The 16,461-nt window shown below is 66.1% G+C and carries 15 protein-coding genes; 10 read left to right on the top strand and 5 right to left on the bottom strand.

Going from position 1 to position 16,461, the window contains the following annotated elements; translation table 11 throughout:
* Nucleotides 1–8 precede the first annotated feature (8 nt).
* From F8S13_00350 to F8S13_00315, 8 genes are all read left to right on the top strand, one after another.
* Nucleotides 9–893, top strand: coding sequence for a carbohydrate ABC transporter permease (locus tag F8S13_00350; GenBank protein KAB8145575.1), 885 nt, complete (start codon nucleotides 9–11; stop codon nucleotides 891–893).
* Between the two features lie 44 nt (nucleotides 894–937).
* Nucleotides 938–2,620 (top strand): extracellular solute-binding protein, encoded by a 1,683-nt coding sequence (locus F8S13_00345; protein KAB8145574.1) that lies wholly within the window; start codon nucleotides 938–940, stop codon nucleotides 2,618–2,620.
* Between the two features lie 126 nt (nucleotides 2,621–2,746).
* Nucleotides 2,747–3,889: a glycosyl hydrolase family 88 gene (locus F8S13_00340; protein KAB8145573.1), complete on the top strand. Its 1,143-nt coding sequence runs from the start codon at nucleotides 2,747–2,749 to the stop codon at nucleotides 3,887–3,889.
* Between the two features lie 11 nt (nucleotides 3,890–3,900).
* Nucleotides 3,901–5,433 carry a glycoside hydrolase family 28 protein gene (locus F8S13_00335; protein KAB8145572.1) on the top strand — a complete coding sequence of 511 codons (1,533 nt, stop codon included), beginning with the start codon at nucleotides 3,901–3,903 and terminating at the stop codon, nucleotides 5,431–5,433.
* A gap of 141 nt (nucleotides 5,434–5,574) precedes the next feature.
* On the top strand, nucleotides 5,575–6,393 hold the full coding sequence (gene iolB, locus F8S13_00330; protein KAB8145571.1) for a 5-deoxy-glucuronate isomerase: 819 nt from the start codon (nucleotides 5,575–5,577) through the stop codon (nucleotides 6,391–6,393).
* 9 nt (nucleotides 6,394–6,402) lie between these two features.
* A complete protein-coding gene (gene kduD / locus F8S13_00325; GenBank protein KAB8146064.1) occupies nucleotides 6,403–7,161 on the top strand; it encodes a 2-dehydro-3-deoxy-D-gluconate 5-dehydrogenase KduD in 759 nt (252 codons plus the stop codon).
* A 54-nt stretch (nucleotides 7,162–7,215) separates the two neighbouring features.
* The gene (locus F8S13_00320; protein ID KAB8145570.1) at nucleotides 7,216–8,679 is read left to right on the top strand and encodes a hypothetical protein; all 1,464 of its coding nucleotides are present in this window, start codon (nucleotides 7,216–7,218) and stop codon (nucleotides 8,677–8,679) included.
* Between the two features lie 15 nt (nucleotides 8,680–8,694).
* On the top strand, nucleotides 8,695–9,513 hold the full coding sequence (locus F8S13_00315) for an SDR family oxidoreductase (GenBank protein ID KAB8145569.1): 819 nt from the start codon (nucleotides 8,695–8,697) through the stop codon (nucleotides 9,511–9,513).
* Between the two features lie 60 nt (nucleotides 9,514–9,573).
* Here F8S13_00315 and F8S13_00310 read toward each other — a convergent pair whose 3' ends face one another.
* Together F8S13_00310 and F8S13_00305 are read right to left on the bottom strand one after the other, a co-directional pair.
* On the bottom strand, nucleotides 9,574–10,065 hold the full coding sequence (locus F8S13_00310; GenBank protein KAB8145568.1) for a hypothetical protein: 492 nt from the start codon (nucleotides 10,063–10,065) through the stop codon (nucleotides 9,574–9,576).
* A gap of 306 nt (nucleotides 10,066–10,371) precedes the next feature.
* Nucleotides 10,372–11,295 (bottom strand): aldo/keto reductase, encoded by a 924-nt coding sequence (locus tag F8S13_00305; protein ID KAB8145567.1) that lies wholly within the window; start codon nucleotides 11,293–11,295, stop codon nucleotides 10,372–10,374.
* A 165-nt stretch (nucleotides 11,296–11,460) separates the two neighbouring features.
* Here F8S13_00305 and F8S13_00300 point away from each other — a divergent pair, with 165 nt between their 5' ends.
* On the top strand, nucleotides 11,461–12,357 hold the full coding sequence (locus F8S13_00300; GenBank protein ID KAB8145566.1) for an AraC family transcriptional regulator: 897 nt from the start codon (nucleotides 11,461–11,463) through the stop codon (nucleotides 12,355–12,357).
* Between the two features lie 33 nt (nucleotides 12,358–12,390).
* Entirely contained in the window at nucleotides 12,391–13,122 is a 732-nt protein-coding gene (locus tag F8S13_00295; protein KAB8145565.1) for a hypothetical protein, read from the top strand.
* A gap of 94 nt (nucleotides 13,123–13,216) precedes the next feature.
* Here F8S13_00295 and F8S13_00290 read toward each other — a convergent pair whose 3' ends face one another.
* The 3 genes from F8S13_00290 to F8S13_00280 form a co-directional block, all read right to left on the bottom strand.
* Nucleotides 13,217–14,395 (bottom strand): chromosome condensation regulator RCC1, encoded by a 1,179-nt coding sequence (locus F8S13_00290; protein ID KAB8145564.1) that lies wholly within the window; start codon nucleotides 14,393–14,395, stop codon nucleotides 13,217–13,219.
* A gap of 216 nt (nucleotides 14,396–14,611) precedes the next feature.
* The gene (locus F8S13_00285; protein KAB8145563.1) at nucleotides 14,612–15,676 is read right to left on the bottom strand and encodes a glycoside hydrolase family 5 protein; all 1,065 of its coding nucleotides are present in this window, start codon (nucleotides 15,674–15,676) and stop codon (nucleotides 14,612–14,614) included.
* A gap of 83 nt (nucleotides 15,677–15,759) precedes the next feature.
* Complete coding sequence (locus F8S13_00280) at nucleotides 15,760–16,449, bottom strand: DUF1697 domain-containing protein (protein KAB8145562.1); 690 nt, start codon at nucleotides 16,447–16,449, stop codon at nucleotides 15,760–15,762.
* Between the last annotated feature and the right edge of the window lie 12 nt (nucleotides 16,450–16,461).

Below are 16,461 nucleotides of genomic sequence, written 5' to 3'. Positions count from 1 at the left end.
GTATTGCGATGACATGGTTTGCCAGAAAGCGACGCACCGAGTTTGCCTTCGAGCTGCTGCTCGCCATCTTTCTCACGCTGGTGTTTATTCTGATCGCGGTGCCAATGTGGCGCGTGATCATGATGTCGGTCACCCCGCTGAACTACCGCAGCGAGAGCACCTTTGGCCTGCTCATCCCGCCGTGGGACTGGTCGGGCGAGGCGTTCCGGCAGCTGCTGACGCACTCGGCCTTTACCCACGCCACCATGATCAGCGTGATCATCACCGTGGGCGGCACGGCGGTCAACCTGCTGCTCACCATCCCGCTGGCCTATGTGCTGTCGGTGCGCACGCTGCCCGGGCGCGCCCTGATCACCGGGTTTATTCTGTTCACCTTCCTGTTCAACCCTGGCCTAGTGCCGACCTACCTGGTGGTGCAGAAGCTGGGCCTGATCAACACCCTGCCTGCGGTGGTGCTGCCCACGGCGATCAGCGTGTACAACACCCTGGTGATGAAGAGTTTCTTCGAGGGCCTGCCCGAGGAGATTATGGAGGCCGCGCGGATCGATGGCGCGAACGAGCTGCAGATCCTGACTAGGATCGTGATGCCGCTCTCCAAGCCGATCATCCTGACGGTCGGCATGTTCTACGCCGTGGCCCACTGGAACGAGTTCTTCTCGGCCATCCTGTATCTGAACGACGCGCAGCTGACCCCGCTGCCCGTGCTGCTGCGCAACATTCTGAACGCCGCCAACTTTAACGAGTATGTTGAGGCCAACGCCTTCAGCTCGGCCTCGATCGAGTCGATGAAGGCGGCCAGCGTACTGCTGGCGATGCTGCCGATGGTGCTGCTCTACCCGTGGATCCAGCGACACTTCACCAAAGGCACGCTGATCGGCGGTGTGAAGGGCTAGATCATATCTTTCTTGTAGCCGTTGTTTTTGGAGGAGGCACACTCATGCGTCGATCTCGGCAGAAGCTCGCGCTCGTGACAGCGACCGTCACGCTCTTTATCACCGCCTGCGGCACCAACACCGCAGCGCCGCCCGCCGCCAGCCAGCCCAGCGCCGCGCCCGCATCCGACAGCGCCACCGTCGCGCCCGCATCCGAGGGGGCGGCTGCCGCCACCGCCGCGCCTGCGCCCGCATCCGACGGCAAGCTGACCGATGTGGAGCTGTGGGCTGGCGCAAGCGTGTCGGAGGCCGGGCCGCCCCCCGAGGACTGGGCCGCCTACCAGAAGCTCCGCGACGCAGCGGGCGTGAACCTGAAGGTGACGCTGCTGCCCTCGGCCCTGAACGATCAGGACGCCAAGATCAACGCGGCGGCGGCGGCCAACAACCTGCCCGACATCTTCCAGGTGAACCGCGACGCCTGGTACCGTCTGGCCAACAACGGCCTGATCGCGCCGGTGGACGATCTGCTGCCGCAGATGCCCAAGCGCACCGAGACCCACTACGCCGACGAGAACCGCCGCAAGCTGGTGACGATCGACGGCAAGATGTACGGCCTGCCTGACCCGGGCGCGCTGCCCTACGCCGACGGCCTGGTGATCCGCAAGGACTGGCTGGACAAGCTGGGCCTGCAGATGCCCAAGACGCTGGATGACTTCATGGCGGTGGCCAAGGCCTTCACCGAGAACGACCCCGACGGCAATGGCAAGGCCGACACCTACGGCTTCGGCGCATACATCGAGGGCACCGGCCTGACCAACGGCGGCCTGGGCACCCGCTTCGACTGGGTATACGGCGCGTATGGCGTGGCGGGCGTGTGGAACGTGCAGAGCGCCGAGACCTTCGGCCTGAACGTGCGCAACCCCAACTTCATGAAGGCCACCGAGTACATCAAGCAGCTGAACGACGCCAAGGTGATCGACCCCGACTGGCCGACCCTGAAGAAGGACGAGTACCGCGCGCGCTGGAAGCAGGGCAAGTATGGCATGATGCACGAGAACTTCGCCGCGCTCTCCACCGTGGCCAACTACAAGGACTTCGACACCAACTTCCCCGACGGCGAGTGGGTTGTGCTGCCGCCGCCCACCGGCCCCGAGGGAAAGAGCGCCGATGGCGTGTACATGGCCGCCGCCCGCATCATCGCGGTCTCGCAGAAGGCCATCGACGCGGGCAAAGGCCCGGCGATCGCCAAGGCGCTGGAGTGGATGGCCACCGACGAGGGCTACTACCTGCTGGGCTTCGGCGAGGAGGGCGTGAACTACAAGAAAGACCCCAACGGCTTCGTGACCACCGAGGGCATCGATAAGGACAAGGTCTGGACCGCCAAGGAGCAGCAGCCGCTGACCCAGCTGCGCAACATGGTCTACGTCAACAACGACATCGAGCTGAAGGCCCGTTACGTGACCTACGAGACCAAGAACGGCCGCAAGATGGACCCGCTGAGCTACTGGAAGGGCTTCCGCGACCAGCCCTGGACCGACAGCACCGGCGCGGCGGTGATCAACCCGCCCTCCAACGCCGCCGACTTCACGCGCTACTACAGCGAGGGGCTGGTGCAGTTCGTGCTGGGCCAGCAGCCGCTGGATGAGGCCAACTGGCAGGCCTATGTGGACGGGCTCGATGGCCTGGGTGCCAAAGACCTTGAGGCCGCCGCCAAGGAGAACCTGACCTCGGCAGGCTTCCTGAAGTAGCCAGCCACTCCCCGCCAGCCAGCCGTCGCCCCGCGCGGCGGCTGGCCAACCAGCACCCACCGCAATCCGACTGCGGCGTGGCCCGCCAGCCACGCCGCCCCGAGCCTGCGCTGTAGAGCGCGAAGGATGACTATGCACGCTCTTTTTCCGGCGGAGACCCCGCCAGCGTCCGCCGCCGCCTGGTCTGCGCGTATGGCCGATTCCATGATCGCCCGCCACACGCCCGAGTCTGCGCAGTGGCACTACGAGCATGGCCTGCTGTGGATGGCCATCGCCGCGGTGGGGCGCGCCACCGGCGAGGAGCGCTATCTGCGAGCCGCCAATGCCTATATTGACGCGTTCATCGAGCCAGATGGCGGCATCCGCACCTACCGGATCGATGAGTACAACCTTGACCAGATCAACCCTGGGCGCCTGCTGTTCCCGCGCCTGCGCGAGACGGGAGACCAGCGCTACGAGCAGGCCATCCGCACCCTGCGCGAACAGCTGCGCAAGCACCCGCGCACCCAGGCGGGCGGCTTCTGGCACAAGCAGATCTACCCCTACCAGATGTGGCTGGACGGCATCTACATGGCCGAGCCGTTCTACGCGGCCTGCGCCCGCCATCTCGGCGAGCCGAGCGCCTTTGACGACATCGCCCACCAGATCCTGCTGATCGAGCGGCAGACCCGCGACCCTGAGACTGGCCTGCTGGCCCACGCGTGGGATGAGAGCCGCGCTATGGCCTGGGCCGACAAATCCACAGGCCGCTCGCCGCACGCCTGGGGCCGGGCCATGGGCTGGTACGCCATGGCCCTGGTGGATGTGCTCGACGACTTCCCCGCCGACCATGTGCAGCGCCCGGGCATCCTGGCCGTGCTGGGGCGGCTGGCCGATACGGTGACCCGCGTGCAGCAGCCCGAGAGCGGCCTGTGGTACCAGGTGCTCGACCAGGGCCAGCGCGCGGGCAACTACCTAGAGGCCTCGGCCTCGGCCATGTTCGTCTACGCGCTGGCCAAAGGTGCGCGGCTGGGCTACCTGCCGCACAGCGCGCTGGATGTGGCGCGGCGCGGCTACGAGGGCATGCTGCGCGAGCTGATTACGGTCGACGAGGGCGGGCTAGTCACGCTGAACCGCGTGTGCGCGGTGGCAGGCCTGGGCGGCAACCCCTATCGACCTGGGACATTCGAGTACTACATTGGGGAAGAAATACGCCCCAACGACTTTAAAGGGGTGGGGCCATTTATCCTGGCCTCGCTAGAGCTAGAGCAGGCCGCGCGGCACGGCTAGAAGGCACGCATATGCAGGACCAACACAACCTCTTCGCATTCCATGTGCGGGCCTTCGGGGCCTGCGGCGATGGCACCACCAGCGACACGCGGGCCATCCAGGCCACCATCGACAGGTGCGCGGGCGCGGGCGGCGGCACCGTGGTCGTCTCGGCGGGCGCGTATGTCACCGGGGCGATCGAGCTGCGCAGCCACGTGACGCTGCTGCTGGAGGCGGGCGCGACCCTGCTGGGCAGCCAGGACATGGCCGAGTATCCCCTGATCAGCGCCCGCTGGGAGGGCGTGGAGCGCACCACCCACGCCCCGCTGATCGGCGGGCGTGGCCTACAGAACGTGGCGATCATGGGGCGTGGCACCATCGATGGGCGCGGCCAGCCCTGGTGGGACGCCTACCACACCAAGACGCTCGGTGCGCCGCGCCCGCGCCTGGTCAGCTTCACCGAGTGCGATAATGTGGTGATCGAGGGCATCACCGCGATCAACTCGCCGAGCTGGACGATCAACCCGGTGCGCTGCAGCAATGTGCGCATCCAGGGCATCACCATCCGCAACCCCGCCGACTCGCCAAACACCGACGGCATCAACCCCGACTCGTGCCGCAACGTGCGGATCGCCGACTGCTACATCAGCGTGGGCGACGACTGCGTGACGATCAAGTCGGGCACCGAGGACGAGCGCCCCGACATGCAGGCCCCCTGCGAGAACATCGCGATCACCAACTGCACCATGGCCGACGGCCACGGCGGCGTGGTGATCGGCAGCGAGATGAGCGGCGATGTGCGCAACGTGGTGATCTCCAACTGTGTGTTTGTCGGCACCGACCGTGGCATACGCCTGAAGTCGCGGCGCGGGCGCGGCGGCCTGGTCGAGGACATCCGCGTGAGCAACATCGTGATGACCGACGTGCTCTGCCCGCTGACCATGAACCTCTACTACGCCTGTGGCAGGTGGGGCGACGCCACCGTGTCCGACAAGCAGGCTCACCCCGTCACCTCGGCCACCCCGCGCTTCCGCCACATCCACCTGAGCCACATCACGGCGCGCAACGCCAAGGTGGCCGCCGCCTTCCTGTTTGGGCTGGCCGAGATGCCGGTAGAGGATATCTCGCTCAGCGATGTGACGATCGGCATGGCCGAGAGCGCCGAGGCGGGCTACGCCGACATGGCCGACGGGCTAGAGCTGATGGAGCGGGCCGGGCTGTACATCCGCAACGCGCGGCGTATCCGGCTGCACCAGGTCGAGGTGCGCGGGCAAGCTGGCCCGGCCATCCGCATCGCCGATGCCCATCAGATCGAGATCAGCGGCTGCACCACGCCCACGCCTGCCCCCGGCGCACCGGTGATCGCGCTGCAGAACGTACAGGGCGCGTTCATCCACGGCTGCCATGCCTACCCTGGCACCGAGGTGTTTGTGCAGCTGGATGACGAGCGTTCGAGCGGGGTGGCACTCGTAGGGAACCACCTTGATCACGCGGAGCAGTCATTGCGGGCGGCTGTGGCGGCTGAACCTGAGAATATACAAATAACAGCAGAGATCGAGCGATAGCGCTATCCAAAACCCGCGCCCGCCGCGCACAGCACGCGCTGGATGGCGGGCGCAGCAAGAGCACAGCAGACTCTTTTTTTCCAGAAGTGGAGCAGGCACACGCGCACGCTCCCGCATAGGTAGGATGGAGAGAGTATTATTATGACAACTTATTTCACCAATGTTGGCAACAGCCAGGGTCTCAACCCGGTACCCGAAAACCCCTGCAAGCTGATCGACTTTGCGCGGCTGGTGCTGCCCGATGGCGCGAGCCACAGCGGCAACACGGGCGAGCGTGAGGTGCTGCTGGTGCTGCTGGGCGGGCGCTGCAGCGTGGATGCGGGCGGCCTGCGCTTCGAGCGCATCGGCAAGCGCGCCAACCCGTTTGGCGGCAAGCCCTACGCCGTCTACCTGCCGCGCGAGACCAGCTACACCATCACCGCCCACGGCAGCCTGGACGCGGGCCTGTGCTCGGCCCCCTCGGACCTGAGCGCCGAGCCGTACCTGATCGCCCCCGACCAGGTGACGGTGTACCAGATGGGCGCGGCCAGCTTCGGGCGCGAGCTGCGCAACATCCTCACCGGCAGCGACCAGCCCGAGCTGGCCGCCCGCCGCCTGATCGTGGGCGAGACCTTCGTGCCCAGCGGCAACTGGAGCACCTACCCGCCCCACAAGCACGAGGTCGACGACCTGCCGCGCGAGGCCTTCCACGAGGAGCTGTACTACTTCCGCGTCGACCAGCCCGACGGCTTCGGCCACGCCCGCCACTACAGCCCCGAGCGCGGCTACGAGACCACCTACACCGTGCGCGACTCGACCATCCTGATGGCCCCGCACGGCTACCACACCACCTGCAGCGCCCCAGGGTACACCAACTACTTCCTGTGGATGCTGGCGGGCGAGCACCGCGTGCAGGCCGTGGCGCTCGACCCGGCGCACGCGTGGGTGCAGAAGAGCATCGGTCTGCTGAAGGGACGGTAGGCCGTGAGCATCCTCGATCTCTTTCGGCTGGATGGCCAGGTGGCCCTGGTGACAGGCGGCGACAAAGGGCTAGGGCAGGGCATGGCCGTGGCGCTGGCCCAGGCCGGGGCCAGCGTGGCCGTGGTCTCGCGCAGCGGCCACAACCAGGCCACGCTCGACGCGGTGGCCGCCGCAGGCCAGCGCGGCCTGGGCCTGACCGCCGACCTGGGCGAACCCCAGGCGGCGGCGGGCGTGGTGGAGCAGGCCGTGGCCGAGCTGGGCCGGATCGACATCCTGGTGAACAACGCCGGGACCATCCGCCGCGCCGAGGCCGCGTCCACCGCGCTAGAGGACTTCACCGCCGTGCTGGATGTGAACCTGATCGGCGCGTGGGCGGCGGCGCAGGCGGCGGGGCGGCACATGCTGGCCCAGCGCCACGGGCGGATCATCAACATCGCCTCGCTGCTGTCGTTCCAGGGCGGTATCCGCGTGCCCGCCTACACCGCCGCCAAGCACGCGCTGGCGGGCCTGACCAAGGCCATGGCCAACGAGTGGGCGGGCAGCGGCGTGTGTGTCAACGCTATCGCCCCCGGCTACATGGCCACCGACAACACCCAGGCCCTGCGTGACGACCCCGAGCGCAGCCGCCAGATCATGGAGCGCATCCCGGCGGGGCGCTGGGGCACGCCCGACGACCTGGCGGGCGCGGTGGTGTTTCTGTCATCGCGGGCGGCGGGCTACATCCACGGCCATGTGCTGGCGGTGGATGGCGGCTGGCTGGCGCGGTAGAATAGGGCCAGCCTCACGCTGAGGTCAGGCTAGAAGAAGAAAACGAGCACGATCATGGACATCACAGCATTTGATGGGACGATCTACCCCGAGTCGCTGATCGAGTACCAGGGCACCACCTACGCCCTCGGCAGGCCCACAGGCAGCGCCGAGAAGCGCCTAATCATCCTGGGCGAGGGCCAGGGCTTCGGCGGCGAGCCGCAGGGCGCGGCCCTGGTGTGCCCGCTAAACGCCGATAACGCGGCGGCGCTGCGCGCCCGCCTGCCCTGGCTGCGCCCCAGCCCGCTGGGCACCCGCACCTCGTTTGGCTACGGCGATAGGATCGGCTGCGCCACCCCTGGGCATATCCAGGCCATACGCAGCACCGGGGCCGAAAACAGCATCGCCCCGATCTTGGCCCAGCAGTCGGTGCGCGAGAACACCCGCACGGGCCGCACACCCCAGCAGGTGATGGACGACGCGCTGTGGGGCATCTTCCAGGCGGGCTGGCGCGCGCCCTGGGGTGCCGACGCCGACCACGTGAAGACGGTGGCCGACCTCGCGCCGTTCGTGGCGGCGGGCTACACCTTCTTCACCATCGACCCCAGCGACCACGTGGACAACGCCGCGCAGGAGGCCCCGGTGGCCGACCTGCAGGCCCGCGTGGAGGCGCTGCCCTGGGACGCGCTGGGCACCAGCTACGCCGCGCTGGCCGAGCGCTACTGCGCTGCGCCGATAGCGCTGGGCGATCTGTCGCTCAGCTTCGACGAGCCGATCCTGCTGCGCGCCCTGGCCAAGTATGGCCGCGCCATCGCCCACACCGTGGCGATCAACGCCGCGCTGAGCGCCCAGAAGAAGGGCCAGCCCTACGACCTGGAGATGTCGGTGGATGAGACCGACACGCCCACCTCGGCGCACGAGCACTACTTCATCGCCAGCGAGCTGCTCTCGCGCGGCGTGCCGGTGGTCAGCCTCGCGCCGCGCTTCGTGGGCAAGTTCCAGAAGGGCGTGGACTACATGGGCGACCTGGCCGAGTTCGACAGCGAGCTGGCCAAGCACGTGGCGATCATGCGCCACTTCGGCGCGTACAAGCTCAGTATCCACACCGGGTCGGACAAGTTCAGCATCTACCCATCCATCGCACGCCAGAGCGAGAATCTGGTGCACGTGAAGACCGCTGGCACCAGCTACCTGGAGGCGCTGCGCCTCGTGGCCGCCTACGAGCCTGCGACCTTCCGCTCCATGCTGAACGACGCACGCGGCCACTTCGAGCACGACCGCAAAAGCTACTTCCTCGACGCCCAGCTGGAGCGCGTGCCCGCAGGCGAGGACGTGGCCGACACCGACCTGCCCGCCCTGCTCGATCAGTTCGACGCCCGCCAGGTGCTGCACGTGGCGTTCGGCACCATCCTCACGGGCTACCACGCCCAGGTGGCCGCGCTGCTGGCCGCGCACGAGGCCGAGTACGCCGCGCTGCTGGAGCGCCACTTCGCCCGCCACCTGCGCCCCTTCGCCGATCTGGCGCGGGCCGGGCGCTAGCAGGAGAGCGAAGCCATGAGCCTTGAGCAATTTTCGCTGGCGGGGAAGACGGCGGTGGTGACGGGCGGCACGGGCGTGCTGGGCGGCGCGATCGCGCGCGGCCTGGCGGCGGCGGGCGCGAAGGTGGGCATCCTGGGGCGGCGCGAGCAGCAGGCCCGCGAGGTGGCGGCCCAGATCGAGGCCGCTGGCGGCATAGCCCTGGCCCTGCCCGCCGATGTGCTCGACCGCACCAGCCTACAGGCGGCCAGCGCCACCGCCGAGCAGGCCTGGGGCCGCGTGGACATCCTGGTGAACGCGGCGGGCGGCAATGTGCCCGCCGCCACCGTGATGGGCGACCTCAGCTTCTTCGACCTGGGCGAGCAGGCCATCGATCAGGTGGTGCGGCTCAACTTCCACGGCTCGCTGCTGCCCACCCAGGTGTTCGGCGCGGCCATGGTGCGCCAGGAGGCCGGGTCGGTCATCAACATCTCGTCGATGGCGGCCCAGCGCGCGCTCACCCGCGTGGTGGGCTACGGCGCGGCCAAGTCGGCCATCGACAGCCTGACCCGCTGGCTGGCGGTGGAGATGGCGCAGAAGTACAGCCCGCGCATCCGGGTCAACGCCATCGCCCCCGGCTTCTTCATCGGCGACCAGAACCGTGCGCTGATGCTAAACCCCGACGGCTCGCTGACCGCGCGCGGACAGACCATCGTTGGGCACACGCCCATGGCCCGCTTCGGCGAGCCGGATGAGCTGGTGGGCGCGGCGGTCTGGCTGGCCAGCGAGGCATCCAGCTTCGTCACCGGCGTGGTGCTGCCGATCGATGGCGGCTTCTCGGCCTTCAGCGGCGTGTAGGGCAAGCCACGCAGAGAGGCCCAGGGCATGCTTTTGCCCTGGGCCTCTCTGTGTGCTAGGCTAGGGAGAAAATACCCACTCCCCACGTGCAAGATCGAGTGTGCCGCTCAGGCCATAGCTGGTTTGGAAGGATAGTATTCCATTCGGCCCAGATGCACCCGTTATGGTCAGTATTCCTGTGGCGCGTGGTGCGATCCAGTGGTGTCGATACAGAGATGCCTCTACCCCAAGATTCAAAACATCTGTCCCAACTACCGCATGATCATCTGTGCCTTTTTTTGACCAAACAAGGAACGGGAAGAAATCTGTTTCTCCCGCATCGGGGACAGATCCTACACGCCAGAAACTGGTTGCGCCCTGGATATATTTTGGACCGCCGAGTGTGGCCTGAAGAGAAAGTTTTTTAATCACTTTATCGGACGGAAGGGGCGTAACGCGCATTGCTTGCGCTGTAGGCACCGGTGTAGGAAAAAATGCATTATCCTTTGGAATTGCAGCATCATGCTGTGATTCGTGGAGAAATCGCTTATACTTCTCCTTTCCACAGCGCATCCGTTCCTGATATGAGGTCAAGGATATGAGATTAGCGGGACAATGCTGCTTTGGTTGATCTTGGTTGGAAGAAAATGCCAGATATATACAGCCTATGCTCCCTACGAGGAGCATATATGTTAGTAGCCTATCGTGACGCATAGCTGCTCTTGAAAAATATGTTTTCCCGACATGCACGGGTTTCTTCTAGCATAGCATTTACATGAGTGCAGCCAAATGATAAGAGGCTGAAGAGATCCTTCGCTCTATTGAAGCGCAGAGGCTCCCAGGGCAAACGCATGCCCTGGGAGCCTCTGCACCACACGATCACGCGGCCTTGGTCGGGTCGCCCAGGCTCCAGGCCAGCCCATCGCCACGATCCATGGTCGCCAGCTCGGCCATGTCCTGCTCGTCGATGGCGAACGAGAACAGGTCGGCGTTCTGGCGCATGCGCTCGGCCCTGGTGCTCTTGGGCAGCACGGGGTAGCCCTGCTGCACGCCCCAGCGCAGCAGCAGCTGGGCCTCGCTCACGCCGTACTTCGCTGCCATCCGCTTGAACGGGGCGTCGGCCTGCTCGGCCTCGGCGCGCATCGCGTCGGTCTTGGCGCTGGTGTGGCCCTCCGCCGTGCGCCACGTGGAGAGCGGGGCCAGGCTGCTGTAGGCGATCGGCACGATGCCATGCTCGTCGAGGTAGAGGGTGAGCTGCGGCTTCTGCGACCAGGGGTGCAGCTCGATCTGGTTGGCCTGGGGGCGCGGCAGCCCTGCGGCGGCTAGCTCTTCGAGGTGGGCGATGTTGAAGTTGCTCACGCCGATGGCGCGGGCCTTGCCCTGCCGCTGCAGCTCGATCAGGCCGCGCCACTGGGCCAGCCGCTGCTCGCGCTCGAACGGCGCGTGGATCAGGTAGAGGTCGACGTAGTCGAGCTGCAGCAGCTCTAGGCTGCGCAGCAGCGACTCGACCGTGGTCTCGGTGGTCTTCGGCGTCTGGCCCCAGGCCGCGTTGCCCGGCCAGAGCTTGGTGGTGACGAAGATGTCGCCCCGCGACAGGCCGGTGTCCGCCAGAGCCTGCCGGATGCCCTGCCCTACGCCCGCCTCGTTCTGGTAGAACTCCGCCGTGTCGATGTGGCGGTAGCCGATGCCGATGGCCTCGCGCACAGCGGCGGCGGCCTCATCGTTGGGGATGAGGTAGGTGCCAAAGCCCACATAGGGGATCGCAACATCGGCGCTCAGCGCCCGCGTCTGCTTCTCGCTCATGGTTCGCTCCTTATCGCGTCGCTCAACTTACGGTGAGAACATCATACGCCTGCCGCACCTGCCGCGCCTGCCTATAGCTCTCACGCGCTTGCCTGATCCTCTTCTGATTGATAGAATAGCGAGAGAAGGGCGAGCTCGCGCACAGCGGTGAGGGGGCAGCAAAACATGGATCTGCGACATCTGGCCGACGAGGCGCTTGGGCATATTCCGCAGCAGCGCGGGGAAGAGCCGCAGGCATCACACCCTATGCCAGGGCTGACGCTGCTGCGCCACCACCGCTGCAACGCCTTCCAGGCCTCGCTCTACGAGCCGGTGGTCTGCCTGATCGTGCAGGGCCAGAAAGAGACCACGCTTGGCAGCCACCGCGTGGTGGCCCGTGTGGGCGACGTGCTGCTGATCAGCCACGACCTGCCGGTGATCTCGCGCGTGACCCAGGCCCCCTACCTTGCGCTGCTGTTCAGCGTCGATGTAGGCACGCTGCGGGGGCTGTACGACGAGGTGTCCGAGGCCGGGCTATCGCCTGCGCCCGCCCGCGCGATGGAGGGCCACCAGGCCGACCCAGCCCTGATCGAGTCGCTGCGCCGCTACCTGGCGCTAGGCGCGGGGCCGCAGGCCGATGCTAGGGTGCTCGGCCCGCTGCTGGTGAAGGAGATCCACTACCGGCTGCTGGCGGCACCGTTTGGCGGCATGCTGCGCAGCCTGCTGCACTACGACAGCCCGGCTAGCGCGGTGGGCCGCGCCATCACCCACATCCGGCGCGATTTCCGCAGCACCATCGCCGTGCCCGAGCTAGCGCAGCGCGTGGGCATGAGCACATCGGCCTTCCATAAACACTTCAAGGCGATCACCTACTCGACCCCGCTGCAGTACCAGAAGGATCTGCGGCTGATGGAGGCCCGCCGCCTGCTGGCCACGGGCGGGGTTTCTGTCACCATCGCAGCCTATGAGGTCGGCTACGAGAGCGCCAGCCAGTTCAGCCGCGAGTACGCCCGCAAGTTCGGCGTACCGCCTAGCCACGACATGGCTGCGGTAGCCGAGCAAAACGCCCTACAGATGGTCTAGATAATCCGCATATTTCAAAGCAGCGCCATGCCGATGCACATAGAAGCCGTAAGCGTCAACCACAACACCTCAGCCTATATGGAGCTGATGATCCGCTCGCTGTTCGCGCGTAACCAGCGCCGCCCATCGTTTGCGCTCACCATCTGCGATAACGACTCAGTCGATGATCTGGCCGATCTGCGCCGATACGCCGAGAGCGTCGGCGTGCCAATCATCCCATCAGGGTTTCCCATCGCCACACAGCACAACTCGCACGGTGAGGTGCTGCGCCGTTTTGTGCTTGAGCACTCGCACTGCAGTCACTACCTGTTTCTGGATGCGGATGTGTGCTTTGTGGAGGAGGATGTGATCGCCCAGCTGCTGAGCGAGCTTGAGCAGCAGCCCGATGCCTTCGGGATCGGCCCGAGGATGTCGTGGGATGGCATAGCCGAGATACCGAGCGAGCTGCGGCAGGCGAACCCCGATATCTGCGATGCCCGCCTGCACCCGGCCTGCGCGCTGATGCGGAACACGCCGCTGTTTCAGGAGCTAGCGGGGGCGGTCGGGTTTTCGGCCATCAGCTACCTGTGGGCGGATAGGGCCGAGTACCGCGATACGATGAAGCTTTTCACCCAGGCGATGCGCGCCTGTGGCCAGCGGCATATCGTTGGGAAGCCCCTCATCCAGCATTTCTTTGCTGTATCCTACCCGTGGGATGATCAGGCGACGACGCAGCACAAGGCGCGCATGCGCGATCTGCAGCTGCGTCAGCTGCGCGCGCAGTAGCAGTGGGCCTCGTGGCACAGTATCCCCAGCACATCGAAACATGCCCGCATGGCCGGAGAGGAGGCCATGCGGGCATGTGTTCGCCAGCCATCAGCTAGAGCGGCGTCGAGCTTTTCGTGACGCCGGTAGTGCCGAGCTGATAGTAGGCATTGTCGCCCCAGCAGCGCACCTCGCCCGTATCCAGGGCCGCACAGGCGTGGTAGTAGCCGGTGGCGATATGTGTCGCATTCGTGACCCCCAGCACATCCACCGGCACGTTGCTGAAGGTGTTGCTCTCAATCGCCCCGCCATCGCCCAGCTGCCCCGAGCCATCATCGCCCCAGCAGCGCACCCCGCCCGTGGTCAGAAGCGCACAGATGAAAAAGGCGCTCGTGCTGATCGAGGCCACATTCCCGCTCAGGCCGGTCACATCCACCGGGGTGGGGCTACTGGTACGCGGGCCACCATTGCCCAGCTCGCCATTATAGTTGCTGCCCCAGCAGCGCACGCCGGCTTCGATGGTTAGCACGCAGCTACTATTGATATTTGTCACGATCTGCCGCACCCCTGTCATCCCTGCGACGCTCACCGGCAGCCCGCCGCTCACCGTGGTGCCATCGCCCAGCTGGCCGCGATCGTTCTTCCCCCAGCACTTCACCCCGCCGCCGCTCAGCAGCACGCAGGTGTGAAAGGAGCCGCTCGCCAGAGCGGTAGCGGTGTCGCCCAGGCCCAGCACATCCACCGGCGTGGGCGAGCTGGGATTCGCACCCAGGCCCGATCCGGTGCCCAGCTCGCCCTCAGTATCCACCCCCCAGCACTTCACCCCGCCGCTGCTCAGCAGCGCGCAGGTGTGCAGAAAGCCAGCGGCGACCGCCACCGCATCGGTGATACCGGGCACGGGGATGGGCGATGCGCGGTCAATGGTGTCGCCCAGGCCGAGCTGCCCATCCGAGTTCTCGCCCCAGCAGTAGACCAGACCTGCCATGGTGGTGGCGCAGGTGTGAAACAGCCCAGCGGCGATAGTGCTGACTCCCGAGATAGCCGCCAGATTGGCGGACGGGATCCTTGGGATCACGCTGCCGAACCCAAGCTGCCCGCTGGCCCCATTCCCCCAGCAGCGCACTGCCCCGGTGCTCAAGAGCGTGCAGGTGTGGAAGCCCCCAGCCGCCATCGATACGATCGCCGCAGGCTGAGTGGCAGGTGTGGCACGGGCCAGTGCGGGGGTGGCAAACACAAGGGCAAGCACCAGCAAGACCTGGTGTGCGGCGCGCAGGAGCGCGGGTTGGGGTCTCATCGCAGTTCTCCATAGGTTAATGCGAGTAGCTGCGCAAAGTATACGATCGCCCGCTTCTCTTTTCTTGATCGCTTTTACCACATATCTCAGCCAAAATGTTATGCGGAACTCCTTTTTGGCACAAAATAGTCACGACCCTGATGATCTCTCGTATATAAAAATATCCTGACGACAGAGTGCCGTCAGGATATCGCCAAGTGGCCTAAAAAGTAATGCCTAGCGGCCTTGCCCGCCCATCACGCGGGCGCGGTCGCCCACCACGCGGATGAGCTCCTCGCTTACCACCTGGCCCTGGGCATCCACCAGCGGGAAGCTCATGGCCTTGTAGCTCCACACCGCCCGCCCAATGCCGTGGGCATTCAGCAGATCGATCACGTCGCGGTGCCAGCGGATGCGGCTGGGGAGCGACGCACCCTCGACCACGCCAAATTCGCCGCAGTAGAGCGGCTTGCCGGTGCGCTGCATAAAATCCAGCGCGGGCTGGAAGTAGCGCAGCAGCAGATCGGCATCCATGGTGTCGGTCGGCAGCTCCTGGTTCTTCTGCTCATACTCGGGGTGCTCGGCGATGAAGGCGGCCAGGTTGGGCAGCCTGCCGGGGTACTCGGATGACTGCCGGTAGGCCCTAGCGAAGGCATCCCAGGGGGCGAGCTGGTGGGTGAACAGCAGCGGCTTGTAGAAGTGGAAGGTGTAGATGATCCGGTCGTCCTTCTCGACCAGATCGATATTGGCCAGCTCGTCGATCGAGCTGTAGTAGTTGCCACCGTAGACGATCGTGCGCTGCTGGTCGATCGCACGGATGGCCGCGATGGTGCGGTGGGCCAGCCCGTTCCAGCGCTCGCTGGTCGGCTCCACCACCTCGTTCAGCAGCTCCATGCGCAGGTGCTCGCCCACCGAGCGGTAGCGCTGGGCGAACATCTTCCAGATGCCCACGAAGCGCCCAAGCTGCTGCTCGCTCTCGAACAGGTTGTTGGTCTCCAGCCGGCCAAAGCTGTAGCCTGGCGCGTGGTGCAGGTCGAGCACCACGCCCAGCCCATGCCGCTCGCACCACTCGATGCAGCGGTCGATGTAGGCTAGGCCCTGCTCGCGGTACTGGCCGGGCGCGGCATCATCCTCGACGATCGGATAGTCCACCGGCAGCCGCACGTGGTCAAGGCCCCATGAGGCAATGGTGGCAATATCGCGCTCGGTGATGAAGGTGCTCAGGTGCTCGTCGCTTGCAACGCGGTACTGCGAGAGCCACCCGCCCAGATTGACACCGGCCAGAAATGCTGCGTTTCCCATACTGTGCTCCTCTGCAACAGCCCCGCCGCTGCTCGTTGGGCGGGGCCGCACGACACCGTGCGTACGCATAGTATAGGCGAGTTTCAGCGCGGCTCGGCGGGATACTTGGCAGCAATTTTGGCCACGGTGGTGATGTTGCGGATGGTGGCGGGCAACTTCAGCGCGCGCTCGATCGCGCCGTTGCCCACCTGCGATTCGCCGATGGGCGGGCGGCGGTGCCAGTAGATCTCGCGGCCATGGGTGTGCAACGAGTCGATCGAGCTGGCCAGCGCGGCCAGACGCTGCTGGGCCTCGGCGGCGGGCGCGGCGTGCAGGAAGCCGACCATGAGCGAGCCGCCCAGCTCGGCCAGGTCGGGGAAGGGCTGGTAGCGCGCGGTGGCCGCCAGCTCCGCCGGGGTGCGCAGGAAGGTCTCGACCGTGTAGCCCAGCGCTGCCTGCAGGTGGGCCATGATCTGCGCCTTCAGCGCGGCGTCGCCCGGCCCCTCGGCGGGCGTGTCAAAGATCACGTTCCCGCTGGCGATGAAGGTCTCGACCTGCGCGAAGCCGAGCGACTCGAACAGGCCGCGCAGGTCGGCCATCTTCACCGTGTGGCCGCCCACGTTGATGGCGCGCAGGAAGGCGATAAAGCGTGACATGGCTGCTCCTCTTTCGCATGTTTGTTCGATTATAGCACGCCGCGCCAGCGCTTCAGAAAAACAGGCTGCTTCCATTTGGCATGCGCCCTGGCTAGGCGTGCTATCATAGCCACGCGCCGCCACGAGGCGCATGGACAAGGAGCGATCGCT

The organism is Chloroflexia bacterium SDU3-3 (assembly GCA_009268125.1).
Classification (GTDB): Bacteria; Chloroflexota; Chloroflexia; order Chloroflexales; family Roseiflexaceae; genus SDU3-3.
The sequence above is the reverse complement of the archived record's forward strand: the minus strand, read 5'-3'. Positions and strand labels throughout refer to the sequence as shown.

Bases quoted from the DNA above. Each gene is read 5' to 3' on its own strand.
- F8S13_00285 (KAB8145563.1), bottom strand. From the start codon at position 15,676: ATGGGAAACGCAGCATTTCTGGCCGGTGTCAATCTGGGCGGGTGGCTC.
- F8S13_00305 (KAB8145567.1), bottom strand. From the start codon at position 11,295: ATGAGCGAGAAGCAGACGCGGGCGCTGAGCGCCGATGTTGCGATCCCC.
- F8S13_00345 (KAB8145574.1), top strand. From the start codon at position 938: ATGCGTCGATCTCGGCAGAAGCTCGCGCTCGTGACAGCGACCGTCACG.
- F8S13_00300 (KAB8145566.1), top strand. From the start codon at position 11,461: ATGGATCTGCGACATCTGGCCGACGAGGCGCTTGGGCATATTCCGCAG.
- F8S13_00320 (KAB8145570.1), top strand. From the start codon at position 7,216: ATGGACATCACAGCATTTGATGGGACGATCTACCCCGAGTCGCTGATC.
- F8S13_00295 (KAB8145565.1), top strand. From the start codon at position 12,391: ATGCACATAGAAGCCGTAAGCGTCAACCACAACACCTCAGCCTATATG.
- iolB (KAB8145571.1), top strand. From the start codon at position 5,575: ATGACAACTTATTTCACCAATGTTGGCAACAGCCAGGGTCTCAACCCG.
- F8S13_00310 (KAB8145568.1), bottom strand. From the start codon at position 10,065: ATGCGCTGTGGAAAGGAGAAGTATAAGCGATTTCTCCACGAATCACAG.
- F8S13_00315 (KAB8145569.1), top strand. From the start codon at position 8,695: ATGAGCCTTGAGCAATTTTCGCTGGCGGGGAAGACGGCGGTGGTGACG.
- F8S13_00350 (KAB8145575.1), top strand. From the start codon at position 9: ATGACATGGTTTGCCAGAAAGCGACGCACCGAGTTTGCCTTCGAGCTG.
- F8S13_00335 (KAB8145572.1), top strand. From the start codon at position 3,901: ATGCAGGACCAACACAACCTCTTCGCATTCCATGTGCGGGCCTTCGGG.
- F8S13_00340 (KAB8145573.1), top strand. From the start codon at position 2,747: ATGACTATGCACGCTCTTTTTCCGGCGGAGACCCCGCCAGCGTCCGCC.
- F8S13_00290 (KAB8145564.1), bottom strand. From the start codon at position 14,395: ATGAGACCCCAACCCGCGCTCCTGCGCGCCGCACACCAGGTCTTGCTG.